The sequence below is a fragment of the Sulfurimonas sp. genome (assembly GCF_034005705.1).
Classification (GTDB): domain Bacteria; phylum Campylobacterota; class Campylobacteria; order Campylobacterales; family Sulfurimonadaceae; genus Sulfurimonas.
The window spans coordinates 36,179-55,422 of record NZ_JAVEUF010000012.1; the positions used below are offsets into that span (position 1 = coordinate 36,179).

Genomic DNA, 19,244 nt, shown 5'->3' on the forward strand with positions numbered 1-19,244 from the left:
ATGAATATACTTAAAGAGTTTAGAGTAAGCGACAAATGCTCCTACTTGCCTAATATGAACCAGACAACACACTACAAGGTCATTGACGAGTGTTCGGTTGATTACTGTCAGGATCTCATAGAGCGTGGATACAGAAGATTCGGAAAGATGTACTTCAGACCGATCTGTGCTGCCTGCGATGAGTGCAAAAGTATAAAGATAGATGTTGAGAATTTCAAATTCTCATCTTCACAAAGAAGGGTCATAAGAAAAGCTTCCGATGTTAAAAGCTATATTCAAAGACCCACTATCAGCAAAGCACACCTGGAGCTATTTGAAAAGTATCATCTTTTTATGAATGAGAAAAAGGGATGGGAACATACACCGTCATCCGCGCAGAGCTATTATAACTCTTTTGTTGATGCCCATAACGATTTCGGCTATGAGGTTTTGTACTTTTTGGACGATAAGCTTATAGGGGTTGATCTGATCGATATTTTGGAAGACGGCGTCTCCTCGATATACTTCTATTATGACCCCGATTATGCTCAATTATCGTTAGGAAGGCTATCTCTATATAACCAGATAACATTTGCTAAAAGAAGCAAAAAGAGGTGGATATATCTAGGGTACTATGTAAAAGATTGCCCCTCTTTAGCATATAAATCTCACTACGAGCCCTATCTGACGCTTGAGGGAAGACCTACAATATATGAAGAGCCGATTTGGTCAGCTACCTAACAGCTCCTCTTTTTGATACTCTCTTATCTCTCTTTTTTGCTTAAGCAGCTCCTCTTCAAGCTGCTTTCTTCTTCTCTCTTCTCTCTCTTTGTCCTTTTCTCTAAGCCATCTTATTCTCTCGGCTTCACTCTCTCTCTTCTTTGCCGCTTCTCTTGCCTCTATTTCACTTTTACGCTCTTTTAGAGCCTCTTCAACAAATTGCTTAGGCTCTTTTGAGAGTGAGAGCTCATCCTTATGGACCGTATAAAACTCTACAATAGCTCTTTTGTGCTCATCTAACTCTATGATCCCGGAATTGATCAGCTGCTCAAAAAGTACAACGTTATTATTCTGCATCGACTCTTCAAAACTAATTTTTGAGATCCTTAAAAAATTTCTATCTTTTTTGTAAAGCTCCCTTAGTTTTTTCAAATAATTTGCGTCATCTACGCTTCTATCACCGGACTCAATGGCAAATCCATCTTTTTTTGTATCGTTTACATTTTTTATATACTCTTGTATCTCTTTTTTATAGTTTGAGAACTCTGCTATATCCGCCAACTTTTCAATAGCCGTTGAGTTATCGTAGATTATATCACCCAGTTGAGAGTACACAGAAGGATTTTTAGCAAAGAGGGTCAGTGAGAGGAGGGATATTACTACAATTGTTTTCATTTTTTTGCCTGATTTTTTTATTTTTTTAATTATAGTAGATATAATTGCGTTATGATTAAAAAAATAAAAATTGAACTTATTTACTTCTTTTCAATCTTGTTGGTGCTCTCCGTTTTGCAGCACTCAGACCTACTGACTTCACCTGCACAAAGAACTTCTTTGATGATGGAGCATGGAAATTTTATACATCCGCTTCTTTGGACATCTGCCGTATATATGATTATACTGGCTTTAAGAGCAGCAGTAAAGTTTCTATTCTATTTAAAAAATAGAAATAAAACTAATTAATCGTAAGATTAGATTTTTATAGATAGTTTGTAGTAAATGCCTCCTTTATAATTAGGAGGCATCTTTTATAGCTGTTTAGCCATTTCTCTTTTTAATGATCTCTTCAGATACATTTCTTGGAACTTCTTCATAGTGATCGAATTCCATAGCGTACGTTGCTCTACCTTGAGTAGCAGAACGAAGGTCAGTCGAGTAACCGAACATCTCAGCTAGAGGAACGAAAGCGTCAACGATCTTGTTTCCTGCTCTGTCACCCATTGCATTGATCTGTCCACGACGACGGTTAAGGTCACCGATAACGTCACCCATATAATCTTCAGGAACTTCAACTTCAACTTTCATGATCGGCTCTAAGATAGCAGGGTTTGCTTTTCTACAACCCTCTTTAAAGCCCATTGATGCAGCAAGTTTAAATGCCATCTCGTTAGAGTCGACTTCGTGGAATGAACCGTCATAAAGCGTAACTTCAACGTCTTCCATCGGATAACCAGCAAGAACACCGTTAGCCATAGTCTCTTCACAACCTTTTTCAACTGCAGGAATGTATTCTTTTGGAATAACTCCGCCTTTAATCTCGTTGTGGAAGATAAATCCATCACCAGGATTACCCGGCTTGATTCTAAGATATACGTGTCCAAATTGTCCACGTCCACCAGACTGCTTAGCATATTTGTACTCTTGAGAAACTTCATTTCTGATCGTCTCACGGTATGAAACCTGCGGAGCACCTACTTCTGCTTCAACTTTGAACTCTCTTTTCATTCTATCTACAAGAATTTCAAGGTGTAACTCACCCATTCCCGAAATAATAGTCTGACCTGTCTCTTCATCAGTGTGAACTCTAAAAGATGGATCCTCAGCAGCAAGTTTACCAAGCGCTAGTCCCATCTTCTCTTGGTCTGCTTTTGTTTTTGGCTCAACAGCAACAGATATAACCGGCTCAGGGAAATCCATACGCTCTAGAACAACAGGATCCGAAGCATCACAAAGAGTATCACCGGTAGTTGTATACTTAAGACCGACAACTGCGGCGATTTCACCAGCGTAAACCTCTTTGATCTCTTCACGCTTAACTGCGTGCATCTTCACGATACGTCCAATGCGCTCTTTTTTATCTTTTGTAGAGTTATGGACAAATGAGCCTGCTTCTAAAGAACCACGATAAACACGGATAAATGTCAATGTTCCAACGAAAGGGTCAGTCATGATCTTAAACGCTAAAGATGCAAATGCTCCCTTATCAGAAGAGTCAACAACAACTTCTTTCTCTTCATCATCCATCATCGTTCCGCGAATAGCAGCAACTTCTGTCGGAGCCGGAAGATATGCAACAACAGCATCAAGAAGTGTCTGAACGCCTTTGTTTTTAAACGAAGTACCGCACACCATAGGAACGATATGCATACCGATTGTAGCAGCTTTGATACCCGCAATAATCTCATCTTCAGTTAAATCTTCACCCTCTAGGTACTTCTCTGCAAGATGCTCGTTTCCGTCAGCTTCAGATATAGACTCAATAAGTTTTTCACGATACTCTGCAGCTTTGTCAACTAAGTTTGCAGGGATCTCTTCTACATGGTAGTTTGAACCCATTGCAGCATCTTGATCCCATACGATAGCCTTCATCTTAACAAGATCTATTACACCCATAAAACTATCTTCTTCACCGATTGGTATCTGGATTGGAACCGGATTTCCTTTTAAGCGAGTACGAATTTGTTCTTCAACTGCATAAAAATTTGCACCTGTTCTATCCATTTTGTTAACATAAACAATAGATGGAACACCATAGCGATTTCTTTGTCTCCATACAGTCTCAGATTGAGGTTGAACACCACCAACTGCACAAAAAACAGAAACAGCACCATCAAGTACACGCATAGAACGCTCAACTTCAATAGTAAAGTCAACGTGGCCCGGAGTATCAATAATATTTATCTGTTTACCAGCCCATTCACAAGTAGTTGCAGCTGAAGTAATTGTAATACCTCTCTCTTGCTCTTGTTCCATCCAGTCCATAGTTGCTGAACCTTCATGAGTTTCACCCATTTTATGCTCAACACCTGTATAAAAAAGGATTCTCTCTGTTGTTGTAGTTTTTCCTGCATCAATGTGAGCAGCAATACCGATGTTTCTTACATCTTCTAGTTTATGTGATCTTGCCATAATTTATCCTATTACCAACGATAGTGAGCAAATGCTTTATTTGCTTCAGCCATACGATAAGTATCTTCTTTTTTCTTGAATGCATTCCCTTTTTCAGATGCAGCATCCATTAGTTCATTAGCCAATCTCTCAGCCATCGTTCTCTCATTTCTTTTACGAGAAGCATCAACTAACCATCTGATAGCTAGTGACAATTGACGTACTGGGCGTACTTCTACTGGAACTTGATAAGTAGCACCACCAACACGGCGACTTTTTACTTCTATGATCGGCTTAATATTTTCAATAGCATCGTTAAAAGTATCGATACCGCTTTTTTCGCCGCGAGAACTTACGATATCCAAAGCACTGTATATGATCTTCTCAGCAGTACTTTTTTTACCGTCATACATAATTTTGTTTATAAACTTCGTTAAAACTTTGCTTCCATAAACCGGATCGGGCATAATTTCACGAACGGGAGCTTTTCTTCTTCTCATTTGTAATTTCCTTACTTCAATTTTTTTTTAAATTTACTCAAAATATATCACTCAAGACATATCCTGTGCTAGCTTAATGTTTTTCAGCTTTCCACTTTTTTCGAAACTAGTTTCGTGAGCCTTCTGCTGAAGAAAACCCAGTGTTAACGTAGAAAAACGGGCTTTTGCTCGTTTTACGTAATTATTAAATCGTTGTTCCTAAAAATTACTTGTTATTTTTTAGGACGCTTTGTTCCGTATTTAGAACGAGCAACAGTACGGTTAGCAACACCTGCAGTATCCAGTGCACCACGTACGATATGATACTTAACACCCGGTAAGTCTTTGATACGACCACCACGAACTAGTACTATTGAGTGTTCTTGAAGGTTGTGACCCTCACCACCGATATAAGAAATAACTTCAAAACCTGAAGTCAGTCTAACTTTTGCAACTTTTCTTAAAGCTGAGTTAGGTTTTTTAGGTGTAGTTGTGTAAACACGAGTACAAACACCACGACGCTGTGGACATGATACAAGAGCTGGTGACTTTGAATTTTTAGTCACTTTTTTACGCTCTTTGCGAATCAATTGATTGATTGTAGGCATACAATTCCTTTACTTAATTTTTCCAGTAGAATTTAACTCGCTATTTTCTAGGGAGTTATAGACGCGTAATAATATAAAAAAAGTGATTAAAGTTAGCTTATTTTAAGTATTACTTAATATTTAGAATTTTATATGAGAAATTATAGCTACTTACTGCATAGAGGATAGAAGTTTAGAGTAAAGATACCCCTTGCATCAGTGCAAGGGGCAAAGTAGTTTAAATATATGAAGATTACTCTCCATTGTATCCAAAAAGAATATGCTGATCTTTATAGATACCAGTTCCAACAGGAATAGTACGTCCGATGATGACGTTTTCTTTAAGGTCGTTTAAGTCATCTATTTTTGCACTTACTGCAGCTTCTGTCAATACCTTTGTAGTATCTTGAAATGATGCTGCAGAGATAATACTATCAGCAGAAACTGCAGCTCTTGTGATACCTACAAGGAACGGCTCTGCAATAGCAGGGCGTCCGCCGAGTTTAACGATCTTCTCGTTTTCTTGAGCAAATTTAGTTTTAGAGATCAGATCCCCTTCGATGAACTTCGTATCGCCTGATTTTACAATTTTTATCTGTCTTAACATCTGAGTAAAAATTACCTCAATATGCTTATCAGAAATATTAACACCCTGTGAGCGATATACTTGCTGTACTTCACTTACTAGGTAGTTATAAAGTGCTTTAACGCCCATTATACGAAGAAGTTCATGTGAAGAGATTATACCAGAGGTCAATCTCTCACCCGCATGTACAAAGTCACCCGTGTTTACAACGGCACTATGAGATTTATCGACAAAATACTCTTTTATGATTCCATTATCAGATGAAACCATTATTCTGATCTTGCCGCGAAGCGGTTTTCCAAAACTAACCGTTCCGTCAATCTCAGAGATAAGTGCCGTTGCTTTTGGACGACGACCCTCGAAAAGTTCACTTACACGAGGAAGACCCCCTGTAATATCGCTTGATTTTTGAAGTGCTTTTGGAGTTTTCGCAATTATATCAGCTACTTTAACTGTCGCTCCATCTTTAACATAGATCGAAGTTTTCGCTTGGAGTTGATATCTTAATAGCTCTCCGTCCTCACTTGCAAGAACGATCGTCGGTTTATACTCAGCAGATATATGATCGTTTATCATTAAACGGGTTTTGCCTGTAAGTTCATCATACTGCTCTGTAGCGGTAGTTCCGCTGATGATATCTTCAAACTTAACGACACCGTTCGTTTCAGATATGATCGGGTTAGAGTATGGGTCCCACTCTGCTATAACCGTAGACTCATCGCTCTTAGGCTTAGCGATGACTGACTTTGGATCCACAACTGCATCATCTTCGGCAACAATTACCGAACCACGAGCTATGTAGTGACGTACCGCTTCACGGTTGTTTGAATCGACAACTGTTGCAAAAAGTCCTTTTTCAACTACTTCATAGCCAGCTTTTAATCCCTCAAATCTCTCTAGGTAGTCGCCTTTTAGCAAGAAGTATTTAACTACTCCGTCCTCTTTTGCGAATATCTTCTGTGTAACAGGAGCACCATTTGCAACAAGAACCTCAGAAGCGTAAGGGATACGGCTTGGTACGTTCCATCCGTCTTTGATCGTCTCAACGATCGACTCAAGCTCTTTTACTTCAGAGCCGCTCTCATACGGGAAGTAGTATTTACCCTCAATTTGACCGCCGATACCAGCAAGTTCGTTAGGCTTAGCGATCTCATTTTTACGCAGTACATAACGAACCGTATCTGTTTTTGACGTTACACTGATAATGACTTCATCATGAACAGTCTGTATCTCAACTTTACCTGCAAACGGTGCCTTTATCTTTGGCTCAACCAATAGTACCGCTGCATTTCTGCGGTTTGCTACTATATTTTTACCCTCTTTTGAAGCGTAAGTCTTAAGGTTGTAGTAGCGTATAAAGCCCTCTTTCTCAGCAATAACCTGTCTCTCTTGAGCAGTCGAAGATGCCGTTCCACCGACGTGGAATGTTCTAAGAGTAAGCTGTGTACCAGGCTCACCGATCGACTGAGCGGCAATAATACCTACTGCCTCACCTTTGCGAACGATATGACCTGTTGCAAGGTTAACACCGTAACAAAGAGCACAGATACCGTTTTCACTCTTACACGTAGTCGGCGTTCTGATATATGCTGTTTTAATACCAGCCTCAGCGATAACTTTAGCGCTTACTTCATCGATCAGAGTTCCCTCTGCGAATAGTATCTCGTTGCTGATCGGGTCTATAACGTCATCAGCCAAGACTCTTCCGTTTAGTCTGTCTTCTAGAGACTCGATCAGAGTGTTTTGATCTGAAATATCAGAGATTTCGATACCTTCGTGAGTATGACAGTCATGCTCAACGATCTTAACATTCTGCGCAACGTCGACAAGTTTACGAGTCAAGTATCCAGCGTTGGCAGTTTTTAGAGCTGTATCGGCAAGACCTTTTCTAGCACCGTGGGTAGAAATAAAGTACTCAACGACGTTTAGACCCTCTTTAAAGTTTGAGATAATAGGAGTTTCGATAATTTCACCGCTCGGCTTAGCCATCAATCCCCTCATACCAGCAAGCTGACGAATCTGAGCCGCTGAACCACGAGCGCCTGAGTCTGCCATCATATGGATAGAGTTAAATCCGTTCTTATCAGTTTGAACAAGGTCCATCATCTGAGTCGCAAGAGTGTTGTTCGTGTCAGTCCAAACGTCAATAATCTTGTTGTATCTCTCTTGTTCGGTTAAAAGACCTGCTTCATACTGTTTTTGGATCTCAAAAACTCTGTTCTTAGATTCTGTTATCTTCGCTTCTTTAGTTTCAGGGATTTTAATATCATCGATAGATATAGATACCCCTGACTCGGTAGCGTGTTTAAAACCTAAGTTTTTAAGTCTGTCCAAGAATCCTGCAGTTACACCGATACCGCCATGCTTTTGAACGTAGTCTACCAGTTCGTTGATAGCTTTTTTCTTCATAACTCTGTTCCAAAGTTCAGATGGAACAAAATCAGGAAGGATAGCTTTAAGAAGCATACGTCCCGCAGTAGTATGAATGATTCTGCCCTCGTCTCTTGTTCTTACTTTTGCATGGATATCAAGCGCATCATGCTCTATAGCAATTCTTACTTCATCAACGTTTGCGAAAAGTTTGTTTGAACCTTTTACTCCATTTTTCTCTAAAGTAATATAGTAGATACCAAGAACCATATCCTGTGAAGGCGTTGCGATCGCTTTACCTGACGCAGGAAGAAGGATGTTCATAGATGCCATCATCAATACTTTTGCCTCTGCGATAGCAGCTGAACTTAAAGGTACATGCACAGCCATCTGGTCACCATCGAAATCGGCATTAAATGCAGCACAAACTAAAGGATGAAGTTGAATAGCTTTACCCTCTATTAGTTTAGGATGAAATGCTTGAATAGAAAGCTTATGAAGTGTTGGCGCACGATTTAGTAAAACAGGGTATCCATCAACTATCTCTGCTAAACACTCCCAAACTTCATTTGTTTTGTCTTCAATCATTTTCTTAGCGGCTTTTACAGTAGTAGCATAACCTTTATCTTCTAGCTTAGCTATCAAATGTGGCTTGAAAAGTTCAAGTGCCATTTTCTTTGGTAAACCACACTCATCCATCGCTAAGCTTGGTCCGACAACGATTACAGAACGTCCTGAGAAGTCAACACGCTTACCTAGAAGGTTTTGTCTAAAACGACCCTGCTTACCTTTAATAATCTCACTTAAAGATTTGAGTGGACGCTTATTTGCACCCTTTACAGCATTTGCACGACGACCGTTGTCAAAAAGCGCATCAACAGACTCTTGAAGCATACGCTTCTCATTTCTTACAATGATCTCTGGTGCTTCAAGCTCTACAAGACGCTTAAGACGTTGGTTACGGTTAATAACACGACGATATAGGTCATTTACGTCTGAAACTGCGAATTTACCGCCATCCAGCGATACAAGCGGTCTAAGGTCAGGCGGAAGAACAGGAAGAACCGTTAGCATCATCCAAGCAGGATTGTTTCCGGAATTTAAAAACGACTCGATAACTTTTAATCTCTTAGCAATTATCTTTGTCTTTGCTTCGCTTTTTGTAAGTTCTATCTCCTCTTTTAGCTGAGTAAATGCGTCAACAAGATCGATAGAATCAAGAAGATCACGAACGACTTCACCGCCCATACGAGCCTTAAAGCCCAGTTCTCCAAATCTTGAAACTAAAGTACGGTACTGCTCCTCATTTAAAACATCATATTTTAAAACAGGTGTTTTTGCTTCAGCATCATAATATGCTTCGCCGCCCTCTTCTACGATATACGCCTCATAGTAAAGTACACGCTCAAGATCTTTCATTTTAATGCCTAAAAGCGTACCTATACGTGATGGAAGCGAACTTACATACCAGATATGCGCAACAGGAGTTACAAGCTCAATATGTCCCATTCTTACGCGGCGAACTTTTGTACTAGTTACTTCAACGCCACACTTCTCACATACAACGCCTTTGTAACGCATCTTCTTGTATTTGCCGCACAGACACTCATAATCTCTTACGGGACCGAAGATCTTAGCACAAAATAGACCGTCACGCTCAGGTTTTAGCGTACGGTAGTTAATAGTTTCTGGCTTTTTAACTTCACCATGACTCCAAGACATAACCTTTTCCGGAGATGCCAAGCGAAACTGTATCTGTTTTATATCAGTCGGTCTGTTCTCTTCAGTTACTTCAATAGGTACTAATTTACTCATTATCTTCTACCTCGTCAAATATTTCTACATCAAGAGCCAATGATTGTAGCTCTTTTGTTAATACAAATAGCGTCTCCGGAATACCTGATTCAGGAACCAATTCACCTTTTGTAATTGCTTTGTAAGCACGAACACGCCCATCAACATCATCTGATTTGATTGTAAGCATCTCTTTAAGTACGGCACTTGCACCATAAGCCTCTAGCGCCCAAACCTCCATCTCACCGAATCTCTGGCCTCCGAATAGCGCTTTACCGCCAACAGGCTGCTGCGTAACAAGAGAGTATGGACCGGTTGAACGTGCATGGATCTTCTCATCAACCAAGTGGTGAAGCTTAAGAATATACATATAACCAACGTTTACACGCTCTTTGATCTTCTCACCAGTCATGCCGTTATAAAGCACGATTTTACCGTCGGTATCCATCTTAGCAAGCTTGAACAGCTTCTCGAACTCTTCAGGATTTACACCTTCAAAGATAGGAGATGCGAATTTCACACCTTTTGACCAGTCACGCGCATAGTGAAGAAGTTCATCGTCACTCATCTTGCCTATAACTGCTTTCGCGTTCATCATACCTGCAACATCCGATATCTCTATCATCTTTGAGCGGATATTTTGAATAAAATCTTTTTGTTTAGTATTAAACTCTTCTAAGATCTGATTTCCAAGCTCACGTCCTGCCATACCAAGGTGCATCTCTAATATCTGACCGATATTCATACGAGAAGGAACACCCAGTGGGTTAAGACATACATCTACACTTCTTCCATCTTCCATATACGGCATATCAACTTCAGGAACTATAGTAGATACGATACCCTTGTTACCGTGACGTCCAGCCATTTTATCACCGACTTTCAACTGGCGTTTCGTAGCGATATAAACTTTTACATACTTAACAACGCCGTTTGGCAGAATGTCATCTTTTTCTAAGATATTGAGTTTCTCTTCATGCTCATCGCGGAAAAGTCTCTTCTCTTTTTGGAAATAGTTTTTAGTCTTGTTATACTCAGACTGAATCTCTTCGCTGAAAGATTTTATGATAGCGTTCATTGCAAAACGGTTAACCTCAAGAAGGTCTTTGCCGTCTATGATGTCGCCCGCTTTATAGCTTGTATTTCCGATCTTAATGTCCGCAATAAGAGGCTCTTTTGTTAAAAGCTTAGTAACTCTTAACATCTCCTCTTTGTCTATCATAAGAAGTCTGTCATAGTGCTCACGCTCTAGGTAGTCACGCTCCTCTTTTTCAAGTTCTAGTGCACGTGCGTCCTTGTCGTAACCCTTTTTCGTAAAGATCTTAACGTCAACGACAACACCTTCCATACTTGGAGGACAATAGAGCGATTTGTTTATAACGTGACCCGCTTTTTCACCAAAAATCGCACGAAGTAGTCTCTCTTCTGGAGTAGGCTTAACCTCCCCTTTTGGAGAAACCTTACCGACAAGAATCATACCGCCTTTAACATTTGTACCGATCTTAACGATACCGCTATCATCAAGGTGAGCAAGCTCATCGTCTCTGACATTAGGAATATCACGGGTTATCTCTTCAACACCGTGCTTTAACTCTCTTGCCTCTACCTCTTTCTCATAGATGTGAACCGAAGTAAATGCATCTTTACGGATAAGTCTCTCAGAGATAACAATAGCATCCTCGAAGTTATAACCGTTCCAAGGCATAAATGCAACCATTGCATTGACACCTAGAGCAAGCTCTCCTTGATCCATATTTGGACCGTCTGCGATGATTTGACCCGCTTCTACTCTCTGACCGATCTTTACGATAGGTTTTTGTGCAAATGCAGTATTCTGGTTTGTACGAAGATTCTTTTGCAATGGATAGTAATCTATATAGATATCTCCATCCTCTTCACCCATTACATAGATATGTCTACCGTCAACTTTCTCTACAACTCCGGCACGCTTAGCTTTTACACACTCCCATGAGTCACGTGCAACCAGCTTTTCAACACCTGTTCCTACCATCGGAGCGTCACACTTGATAAGCGGAACCGCTTGACGCTGCATGTTTGAACCCATTAGTGCACGGTTAGCATCATCATGTTCCAAGAACGGGATAAGTGAAGCTGCAACACCGACAACCATGTGAGAAGAGAGGTCTGCATATTCACACTCTGTTACAGGGCGGTGTAGTATCTCGCCATCCATTCTTGTAACTACCATCTTATCTATAAATTGACCGTTCTCATCCAACTTATTTGACGCCGCTGCTATTCTTTTGCCCTCTTCTTGAGTTGCAGTAAGATAAACAACCTCGTTTAGGACTTTTCCGTCTTTCATAACTTTATACGGAGCTTCAATAAAGCCGTGCTCATTAACTTTTGAGTAAGTTGCAAGCGTATTGATAAGACCGATGTTCTGACCCTCCGGAGTCTCGATAGGACAGATTCTTCCATAGTGAGTAGGGTGAACGTCACGAACTTCGAATCCTGCACGCTCTTTAATAAGACCGCCCTCACCTAGTGCCGATAAACGGCGCTTATGAGTAACTTCTGATAACGGGTTGGTCTGATCCATAAACTGTGAAAGCTGTCCGCCTGAGAAAAACTCCATAATCGTCGAAGTGATCATCTTTGAGTTGATCAGGTCATGCGGCATAAGCTCATTCATAGGTCCGCTCATAGTAGAGAGCTTGTCACGAATCGCTTTTTGCATCTTGATAAGACCGTTGTGTAACTCGTTTCCTAGAAGCTCACCGATAGAACGGATACGACGGTTTCCTAAGTGATCTCTATCATCGATATGACCCAAACCGTTTTTGACTTTAATAACATATTTAACAGACTCGATAATATCCTCATGAGTAAGAACAGTTATATACTCAGGAATATTAAGACCAAGTTTGTGGTTCATTTTCATACGGCCGACTTTTGTCAAGTCATATCTCTCAGGATCAAAGAAGAGCTGGTTCACAAAAATCTTTGCAGCCTCTTTGGTTACAGGCTCGCCAGGTCTCATAACTTTATAGATACGAATAGCTGAGAGATCATTCTCATCTTCAATATCTTCTGTCTGCTTAAGCAGCTTCAGAGAGTCTGCATCCGCATTGAACGCATTGATTATCGAGCCATCAACGCCGTCAGCCAAGTCATTTGCAATGCTGAAGCTTTTAACGCCGATTTCGCTCATTTTCTTTAATTTGTTCTCATCGATACGAGTCATAGCGTCAAAAAGGACCTCACCAGTTTCAGGATCGATAATAGGCTTAGCCAAGTAACGGTCAAGAAGTACTTCCAGAGGATACTCAACCTCGGTAAGACCATCTTCGATAAACTTCTGTGACTTCTTAGCAGAGAGTCTTTTTCCTGAAGCCAAAAGAACAGTACCGTCTTTATCGATAAGATCGTAAGTCAGTCTCGCAGAATAGTCATTCGGGTTGAACGGCATTAAAAACTTGTTGTCAATAATGCTAATGTTCTGAATCGGATAGAAAAGTTTTAAAATATCCTGCTTTGAGTACCCAAGCGCACGGAACATAATAGTTACCGGAACTTTACGACGCTTGTTGATTCTCATATAAAGAATATCTTTTGGATCGTACTCAAAATAGAGCCATGAACCGCGGTCTGGAATGATCTGACCTGTATAGATAAGTTTATTTCCTGAAGTAGTCGACTCTTCTTCTTTAAAGATTACACCAGGTGAGCGGTGAAGCTGATTAACGACAACTCTCTCAACACCGTTGATAATAAAAGATGTTCTCTCGGTCATCAAAGGGATATCACGAACAAATATGCTCTGCTCTTTAATATCTTTAACGCCAAGCTTCTCTTTAGTGTTTTCATCTCTGTCCCAAAGAACAAGGCGGGTTTTCATTCTTAAGCTAACTGCGTAAGTCAGACCGCGCTCCATACACTCTCTTACAGTGTATTTTGGCTTGCCTACTTCACTGCCTATATACTCAAGAGTCAATCTGTTTTGGGAATCATGGATTGGAAAAACTGACTGAAATACTGTCTCTACGCCGCTTTGCGCGCGATCTTTTTCATCAAGCATTAAGAACTTGCCGTATGAACTTTGCTGTAGTTGCAGTAGATTTGGTACTTCTATCTGTTGAGGAGTTTTAGAGAAGTCTACACGAAGACGGTTTCCGGAATATAAAGTGTTTAACATTGGCTACCTCGATGAGTTGTTTTTAAGACTTAATCTTGATTGATTAAGGTGTCATGCCCAAGCGTCCCCGGGCAATTTTTTGAGCTCAAAATCAGAGCTTGTTTTATAGTGCTTATTAACGACATAAGGGCACTTTTACGAAGAGATTGAAATCCATTCGTAAAAGCGCCCAAAAATTGAGAGCTTAAAGAGAAAATATCTCTTTAGCATCTCTTAGCAGTAATTATTTAATTTCTACTTTTGCACCAGCTTCTTCAAGTTGCTTCTTAGCATCTTCAGCTGTCTCTTTATCTACGCCTTCTTTGATTGTTGAAGGTACGTTTTCAGTTGCTTCTTTAGCCTCTTTTAGTCCAAGACCTGTAAGAGCACGAACAACTTTAATTACGTTGATCTTCTTATCACCTGAATCAGTGATGATTACGTTGAATTCTGTCTGCTCTTCAGCAGCAGCACCAGCAGCTACGGCACCACCAGCAACAGCAACAGGCTGTGCAGATACACCGAACTTCTCTTCAAACTCTTTTACCAATTCAGCAAGTTCTAGTACAGAAAGTCCTGAAATAAACTCTAATACATCTTCTTTAGTTATAGCCATAATTTTTCTCCATTATGAAATTTTAATTTTGATGATTCAATCATCTATTTGTTAAAAGCTATTAAGCTTCCTCTTTTTTTTGTCTTAACGCATCAAGTCCGATCGTGAAACATGTGATCGGTGCCATCCAAGTAGCAGCAAGCATAGCAAGAAGCTCTTCGCGGCCAGGAAGTTTAGCAAACGCTTCAACTTTAGCAGCATCAGCAGGTGCACGATCAACATAAGCAGACTTAATCACAAACTTATCGTTATCTTTAGCGAAATCAGCAGCTATTTTAGAAGTAGCAACCGAGTCAGAACCCCATACTAAAATATTAGTGTCTTTTAATTCAACACCTGTCAGTTCTGCATTGCTTAGTGCAATCGTTGCTAAAGTATTTTTAACAACTTGAACTTTTGCGTCTTTAGCACGAGCAGCTTTTCTTAAACTCTCAAGTTTAGAAACGCTAAGGCCTTTATAATCACAAAAGATTACACTTTGAGCCTCTTTGAACTCATTTGAAAGTACTTCAATAATTTCAGCTTTTTGTGTTTTTGTCATAGAATATCTCCTTTCCAGACAATACTTCAACAGGAGTGTCAAATCAGATTTGACACATTAAGCTCTCGCTCCTATATCTTCAGTCCATAAAATGCAGTTACCAAAGTAGTAACTTGATAGTGCTTTACGAATAAAGCACTAAAAATTACTATAATTATTTGATATCAGCCAGTTGCATTACATCAAGTTTTATAGCAGGGCTCATAGTTAAACTAAGTGCTCCGTTTTTAATGTAACGACCTTTTGCAGAAGATGGCTTATGCTTGTTGATAGCTCTTACAAAAGATGAGAGGTTCTCTGCTATTTTCTCAGCATCAAAGCTAGCTTTACCGATACCTGCATGTATATTTCCCTTTTTATCAACACGGAAATTTACCTGACCGCCCTTTACGTTTTTAACAGCTGTTGCAACATCTGGAGTTACAGTACCTGTTTTAGGGTTAGGCATCATACCTTTTGGCCCTAGAATACGACCGATCTGACCAACTAGACCCATACAGTCAGGTGCAGCAACAACGATATCGAAGTTGAAAACACCCTCTTTGATCTGTGCTACAAGATCATCTGTACCTACTATATCAGCACCAGCTGCCTTTGCCTCATCCGCCTTAGCGCCTTTAGCAAAAACTGCAACACGAACAGTTTTACCTGTTCCGTGTGGAAGTACGATAGCCCCGCGGATCATCTGGTCCGCATGTCTAGGATCTACATTTAGGTTAAGTGCTACTTCAACTGTTTCGTCGAATTTTGCGCTTACCAAATTTTTCACTACGCTCGATGCTTCTTCCACACCATATGTTTTCGTAGTATCTACTTTTTCTATTAGTTGTTTATATCTTTTACTCATTATCAAATTCTCCTGTGAAATTCTGCCACAAAGTTTTATATCACTGTGGTCGATGATATTTTGTTTTTAGTCTACGATCTCTATACCGATTGAACGTGCTGAGCCGGCAATAATATTTGCTGCCATATCTTTATCGTCAGTATTTAAATCTTGGATCTTTTTATCTACCACTTCCATAAGCTGAGCACGAGTGATCTTTGCAACTTTGTTCTTAAGTGCGTTGTCAGAACCTTTTTTAAGTCCTGCCGCATTCATTAAAAGTGCAGATGCCGGTGGCTGCTTAGTAATAAAAGTAAAGCTCTTATCTGTATAAACAGTGATAATAACAGGAACTTTGAATCCCATCTTATCTTTTGTTTTTTCGTTAAATGCTTTAGTAAATTCCATAATGTTAACACCACGTTGTCCTAGAGCAGGTCCAACCGGAGGTGCAGGTGTTGCTTTTCCAGCTTCAATTTGCAGCTTGATGTAGCCTAATATTTTCTTTGCCATCTTCTTTCCTTTTTAAAATTTAAATTATCTTTTCAACTTGCGTGTAAGAGATATCAACCGGAGTTGCTCTACCGAAAATTGAAACGTTAAGTTTTAGAGTTCCATGCTCTAAATCATACTCATCTACAGTTGCCGTAAAGTTTGCAAACGGACCGTCAATAATACGTACAGTCTCACCGCTGTCAAAAAATACTTTTGGCTTAGGTGCCGCACGGTTTTGAACACGATCAAGGATTACATTGATATCATGCTCACTTAGCGGTGTCGGTGTATTTGCTTCACCGATAAATCCAGAGACCTTTGGTATAGTCTGTATGAGATGCTGAATCTCCTTATTGAGGTCAATTCTTACAAAAACATAACCTGAGTAGAGAGACCTCTCAGATATCTTTTTCTTTCCCTCTTTTACCTCTATTACATCTTCAGTAGGAACGATAACGTCTGTTATTTTATCCTGCAGTCCCATCTCTTCGATCATATTTAAAATCGCTAAGCGGACAGTTCTCTCATTTCCGTATGTCTGTATAGAGTACCACTGATGATTACTTTTTTTTTCCTCCACTGCTACTCCTTAACCTAAGATTGCTGACATGACTGACGACATAACTAAATCAATTAATGCTAAAAAAGCAGCTATAACAGCGACAACTATTACAACTGAGATGTAAGCCTGTTTTACTTGACCTTTTGTAGGAAAAATAACTTTGCTCAGCTCTATTTTCGCATTTCTTATATGTGTACCTAGATTCATTTAAACTTCCCCAGCTCTCATTAATTACAGATAAAGCCCTAAAGCTTTACAAATAATTAATGTGGCAGGCGTAGAGAGACTCGAACTCCCAACACCCGGATTTGGAATCCGGTGCTCTACCATTGGAGCTATACGCCTGCATATAACAAAAAAGCCAAGTCAAAAGACTTAAGCTTATATTGCAACTATATTAGAGTTTCATCTCTTTATGAACTGTGTGTTCGCGACAAAACTTACAATATTTCTTAACTGAAAATTTCTCAGTGTGAGTTTTTTTGTTTTTAGTAGTGTGATAGTTACGACGAGTACACTTCTCACATCCTAAATGTATTGCTTCTCTCATGTTATTTACCTTTTAAAGGATTTTGCAAATTCGGAAAGCTCCGAATTATGCAAGAATCTCAGCTACAACACCAGCACCAACTGTACGTCCACCCTCACGGATAGCGAACTTAGTACCTTTTTCCATAGCAATTGGGTGAATTAGATCAACAGTGATACTTACGTTATCACCTGGCATAACCATCTCAGTACCTTCTGGTAGAGAAATTGCACCTGTTACGTCTGTTGTACGAACGTAGAACTGTGGACGGTAGTTAGTAAAGAATGGAGTGTGACGACCACCCTCTTCTTTGCTTAATACGTAGATCTCAGCTGTAAACTTAGTGTGTGGAGTGATTGAACCCGGCTTACAAAGAACTTGACCACGCTCAACATCATCTTTACCGATACCACGGATAAGAAGACCACAGTTATCACCAGCCTCACCTTGATCCATCTCTTTACGGAACATCTCAACACCAGTAACAGTTGTTTTTTGAGTATCTCTGATACCTACTATTTCAACTTCCTGACCAACTTTGATGATACCACGCTCGATACGACCTGTAACAACAGTACCACGTCCAGAGATTGAGAAAACGTCCTCAACCGGCATTAGGAAATCTTTATCAGTTTCACGAGTCGGCTCTGGGATGTACGCATCAACTTCAGCCATAAGTTTTTTGATCTTCTCAGACCATGGTCCTAGTGTACCAGTTTTTGCTTCTTCAAGAGCTCTAAGAGCAGAACCTGCAACGATTGGAGTATCGTCACCAGGGAAATCATAAGTGTCAAGAAGTTCACGGATCTCCATCTCAACTAGCTCTAATAGCTCTTCATCATCAACCATATCTTCTTTGTTCATGAAAACAACGATATAAGGAACACCAACTTGCTTAGAAAGAAGGATGTGCTCACGTGTTTGTGGCATCGGGCCGTCCGCTGCAGAAACAACTAGAATAGCGCCGTCCATTTGAGCAGCACCTGTAATCATGTTTTTAACGTAGTCCGCGTGACCTGGACAGTCAACGTGTGCATAGTGACGAGAATCTGTCTCATACTCTACGTGTGAAGTTGCGATTGTGATACCACGCTCACGCTCTTCAGGAGCATTGTCGATTGCATCATAATCCATCATTTTTGCACCGTTAGTTACTGCTAGAACTGCAGTAATAGCTGCTGTCAATGTTGTTTTACCGTGGTCTACGTGACCGATAGTACCAATGTTTACGTGCGGTTTATTACGCTCAAACTTTTCTTTTGCCATAGTGTCCTCCGACTTAATTTGTGAATAGAAATGGAATTGTACCCAAAAATTATTCAATTATTGCTTAAATTTCAACTATACTTTATACCATGGAGCTCACGAGCGGATTTGAACCGCCGGCCTCTTCCTTACCAAGGAAGTGCTCTACCCCTGAGCCACGCGAGCATAAGTAGATATAATCTGATCAAAACAAAGCAATAATTGCATAATTTTTTTAAAATATTTTAAATACTAGTAAATTTTGTGTAGATAAGTATGTAAATATATATTAACTATATAATATACAAAACATTAAAAGTATGAAGTAGGTTGAATTTGTACTTCAGCTTCCAGAATATTCAATGGAGCGGGTGAAGGGACTCGAACCCTCGACCCTCAGCTTGGAAGGCTGACGCTCTAGCCAACTGAGCTACGCCCGCATGTGCCATTGAAGTGGTGGTGAGAAGAGGAGTCGAACCTCTGAACCCGTAGGGAGCGGATTTACAGTCCGCCGTCGTTGGCCACTTGACTATCTCACCAGAATTTATCCGGTCTAACACTGTTTCTAATATTCAAAATTCAATGGTGCCGACACGAGGATTTGAACCCCGGGCCTGCTGATTACAAATCAGCTGCTCTAGCCAACTGAGCTATGTCGGCATCGAATTT

General features: G+C 40.1%; 15 protein-coding genes and 5 tRNA genes. 1 reads left to right on the forward strand and 19 read right to left on the reverse strand.

All coding sequences use genetic code 11. The annotated features are described in order from the left end of the window. A complete protein-coding gene (locus tag RBR61_RS07375; protein WP_320343218.1) occupies window positions 1–720 on the forward strand; it encodes an arginyltransferase in 720 nt (239 codons plus the stop codon). Here RBR61_RS07375 and RBR61_RS07380 read toward each other — a convergent pair. The 19 genes from RBR61_RS07380 to RBR61_RS07470 form a co-directional block, all read right to left on the reverse strand. Next, window positions 709–1,374: a hypothetical protein gene (locus RBR61_RS07380; RefSeq protein WP_320343219.1), complete on the reverse strand. Its 666-nt coding sequence runs from the start codon at window positions 1,372–1,374 to the stop codon at window positions 709–711. The two genes, RBR61_RS07375 and RBR61_RS07380, sit on opposite strands and share 12 nt — an antisense overlap. Before the next feature lie 363 nt (window positions 1,375–1,737). Continuing rightward, window positions 1,738–3,828 (reverse strand): elongation factor G, encoded by a 2,091-nt coding sequence (gene fusA / locus RBR61_RS07385; RefSeq protein WP_320343221.1) that lies wholly within the window; start codon window positions 3,826–3,828, stop codon window positions 1,738–1,740. Window positions 3,829–3,839: 11 nt separating this feature from the next. Beyond that, the gene (rpsG, locus tag RBR61_RS07390) at window positions 3,840–4,307 is read right to left on the reverse strand and encodes a 30S ribosomal protein S7 (protein ID WP_320343223.1); all 468 of its coding nucleotides are present in this window, start codon (window positions 4,305–4,307) and stop codon (window positions 3,840–3,842) included. A gap of 212 nt (window positions 4,308–4,519) precedes the next feature. Beyond that, complete coding sequence (rpsL, locus tag RBR61_RS07395; protein WP_320343225.1) at window positions 4,520–4,894, reverse strand: 30S ribosomal protein S12; 375 nt, start codon at window positions 4,892–4,894, stop codon at window positions 4,520–4,522. Window positions 4,895–5,126: 232 nt separating this feature from the next. After that, window positions 5,127–9,644 (reverse strand): DNA-directed RNA polymerase subunit beta', encoded by a 4,518-nt coding sequence (gene rpoC / locus RBR61_RS07400; RefSeq protein WP_320343227.1) that lies wholly within the window; start codon window positions 9,642–9,644, stop codon window positions 5,127–5,129. Then, window positions 9,637–13,782 (reverse strand): DNA-directed RNA polymerase subunit beta, encoded by a 4,146-nt coding sequence (rpoB, locus tag RBR61_RS07405; RefSeq protein ID WP_320343229.1) that lies wholly within the window; start codon window positions 13,780–13,782, stop codon window positions 9,637–9,639. The genes rpoC and rpoB overlap by 8 nt, the downstream gene beginning before the upstream one ends. A gap of 223 nt (window positions 13,783–14,005) precedes the next feature. Then, on the reverse strand, window positions 14,006–14,377 hold the full coding sequence (rplL, locus tag RBR61_RS07410; protein ID WP_320343230.1) for a 50S ribosomal protein L7/L12: 372 nt from the start codon (window positions 14,375–14,377) through the stop codon (window positions 14,006–14,008). Window positions 14,378–14,438: 61 nt separating this feature from the next. Further along, on the reverse strand, window positions 14,439–14,918 hold the full coding sequence (gene rplJ, locus RBR61_RS07415) for a 50S ribosomal protein L10 (RefSeq protein ID WP_137011698.1): 480 nt from the start codon (window positions 14,916–14,918) through the stop codon (window positions 14,439–14,441). Window positions 14,919–15,072: 154 nt separating this feature from the next. Further along, on the reverse strand, window positions 15,073–15,765 hold the full coding sequence (rplA, locus tag RBR61_RS07420) for a 50S ribosomal protein L1 (RefSeq protein ID WP_320343232.1): 693 nt from the start codon (window positions 15,763–15,765) through the stop codon (window positions 15,073–15,075). A 66-nt stretch (window positions 15,766–15,831) separates the two neighbouring features. Beyond that, window positions 15,832–16,257 carry a 50S ribosomal protein L11 gene (gene rplK, locus RBR61_RS07425; protein ID WP_320343235.1) on the reverse strand — a complete coding sequence of 142 codons (426 nt, stop codon included), beginning with the start codon at window positions 16,255–16,257 and terminating at the stop codon, window positions 15,832–15,834. 19 nt (window positions 16,258–16,276) lie between these two features. After that, window positions 16,277–16,819, reverse strand: a complete 543-nt coding sequence (gene nusG, locus RBR61_RS07430) for a transcription termination/antitermination protein NusG (RefSeq protein WP_320343237.1) — start codon at window positions 16,817–16,819, stop codon at window positions 16,277–16,279. 9 nt (window positions 16,820–16,828) lie between these two features. Continuing rightward, window positions 16,829–17,008 (reverse strand): preprotein translocase subunit SecE, encoded by a 180-nt coding sequence (secE, locus tag RBR61_RS07435; protein WP_320343239.1) that lies wholly within the window; start codon window positions 17,006–17,008, stop codon window positions 16,829–16,831. Window positions 17,009–17,070: 62 nt separating this feature from the next. After that, window positions 17,071–17,146: transfer RNA gene (locus tag RBR61_RS07440), tRNA-Trp, on the reverse strand. 52 nt (window positions 17,147–17,198) lie between these two features. After that, window positions 17,199–17,351 (reverse strand): 50S ribosomal protein L33, encoded by a 153-nt coding sequence (gene rpmG, locus RBR61_RS07445; protein WP_137011688.1) that lies wholly within the window; start codon window positions 17,349–17,351, stop codon window positions 17,199–17,201. A gap of 45 nt (window positions 17,352–17,396) precedes the next feature. Beyond that, the gene (gene tuf, locus RBR61_RS07450) at window positions 17,397–18,596 is read right to left on the reverse strand and encodes an elongation factor Tu (RefSeq protein ID WP_320343242.1); all 1,200 of its coding nucleotides are present in this window, start codon (window positions 18,594–18,596) and stop codon (window positions 17,397–17,399) included. Between the two features lie 90 nt (window positions 18,597–18,686). Then, a tRNA-Thr gene (locus RBR61_RS07455) sits at window positions 18,687–18,761 on the reverse strand. 177 nt (window positions 18,762–18,938) lie between these two features. Next, window positions 18,939–19,015: transfer RNA gene (locus tag RBR61_RS07460), tRNA-Gly, on the reverse strand. A gap of 14 nt (window positions 19,016–19,029) precedes the next feature. Beyond that, window positions 19,030–19,114, reverse strand: a tRNA-Tyr gene (locus tag RBR61_RS07465). A gap of 44 nt (window positions 19,115–19,158) precedes the next feature. Continuing rightward, a tRNA-Thr gene (locus RBR61_RS07470) sits at window positions 19,159–19,235 on the reverse strand. Window positions 19,236–19,244 lie beyond the last annotated feature (9 nt).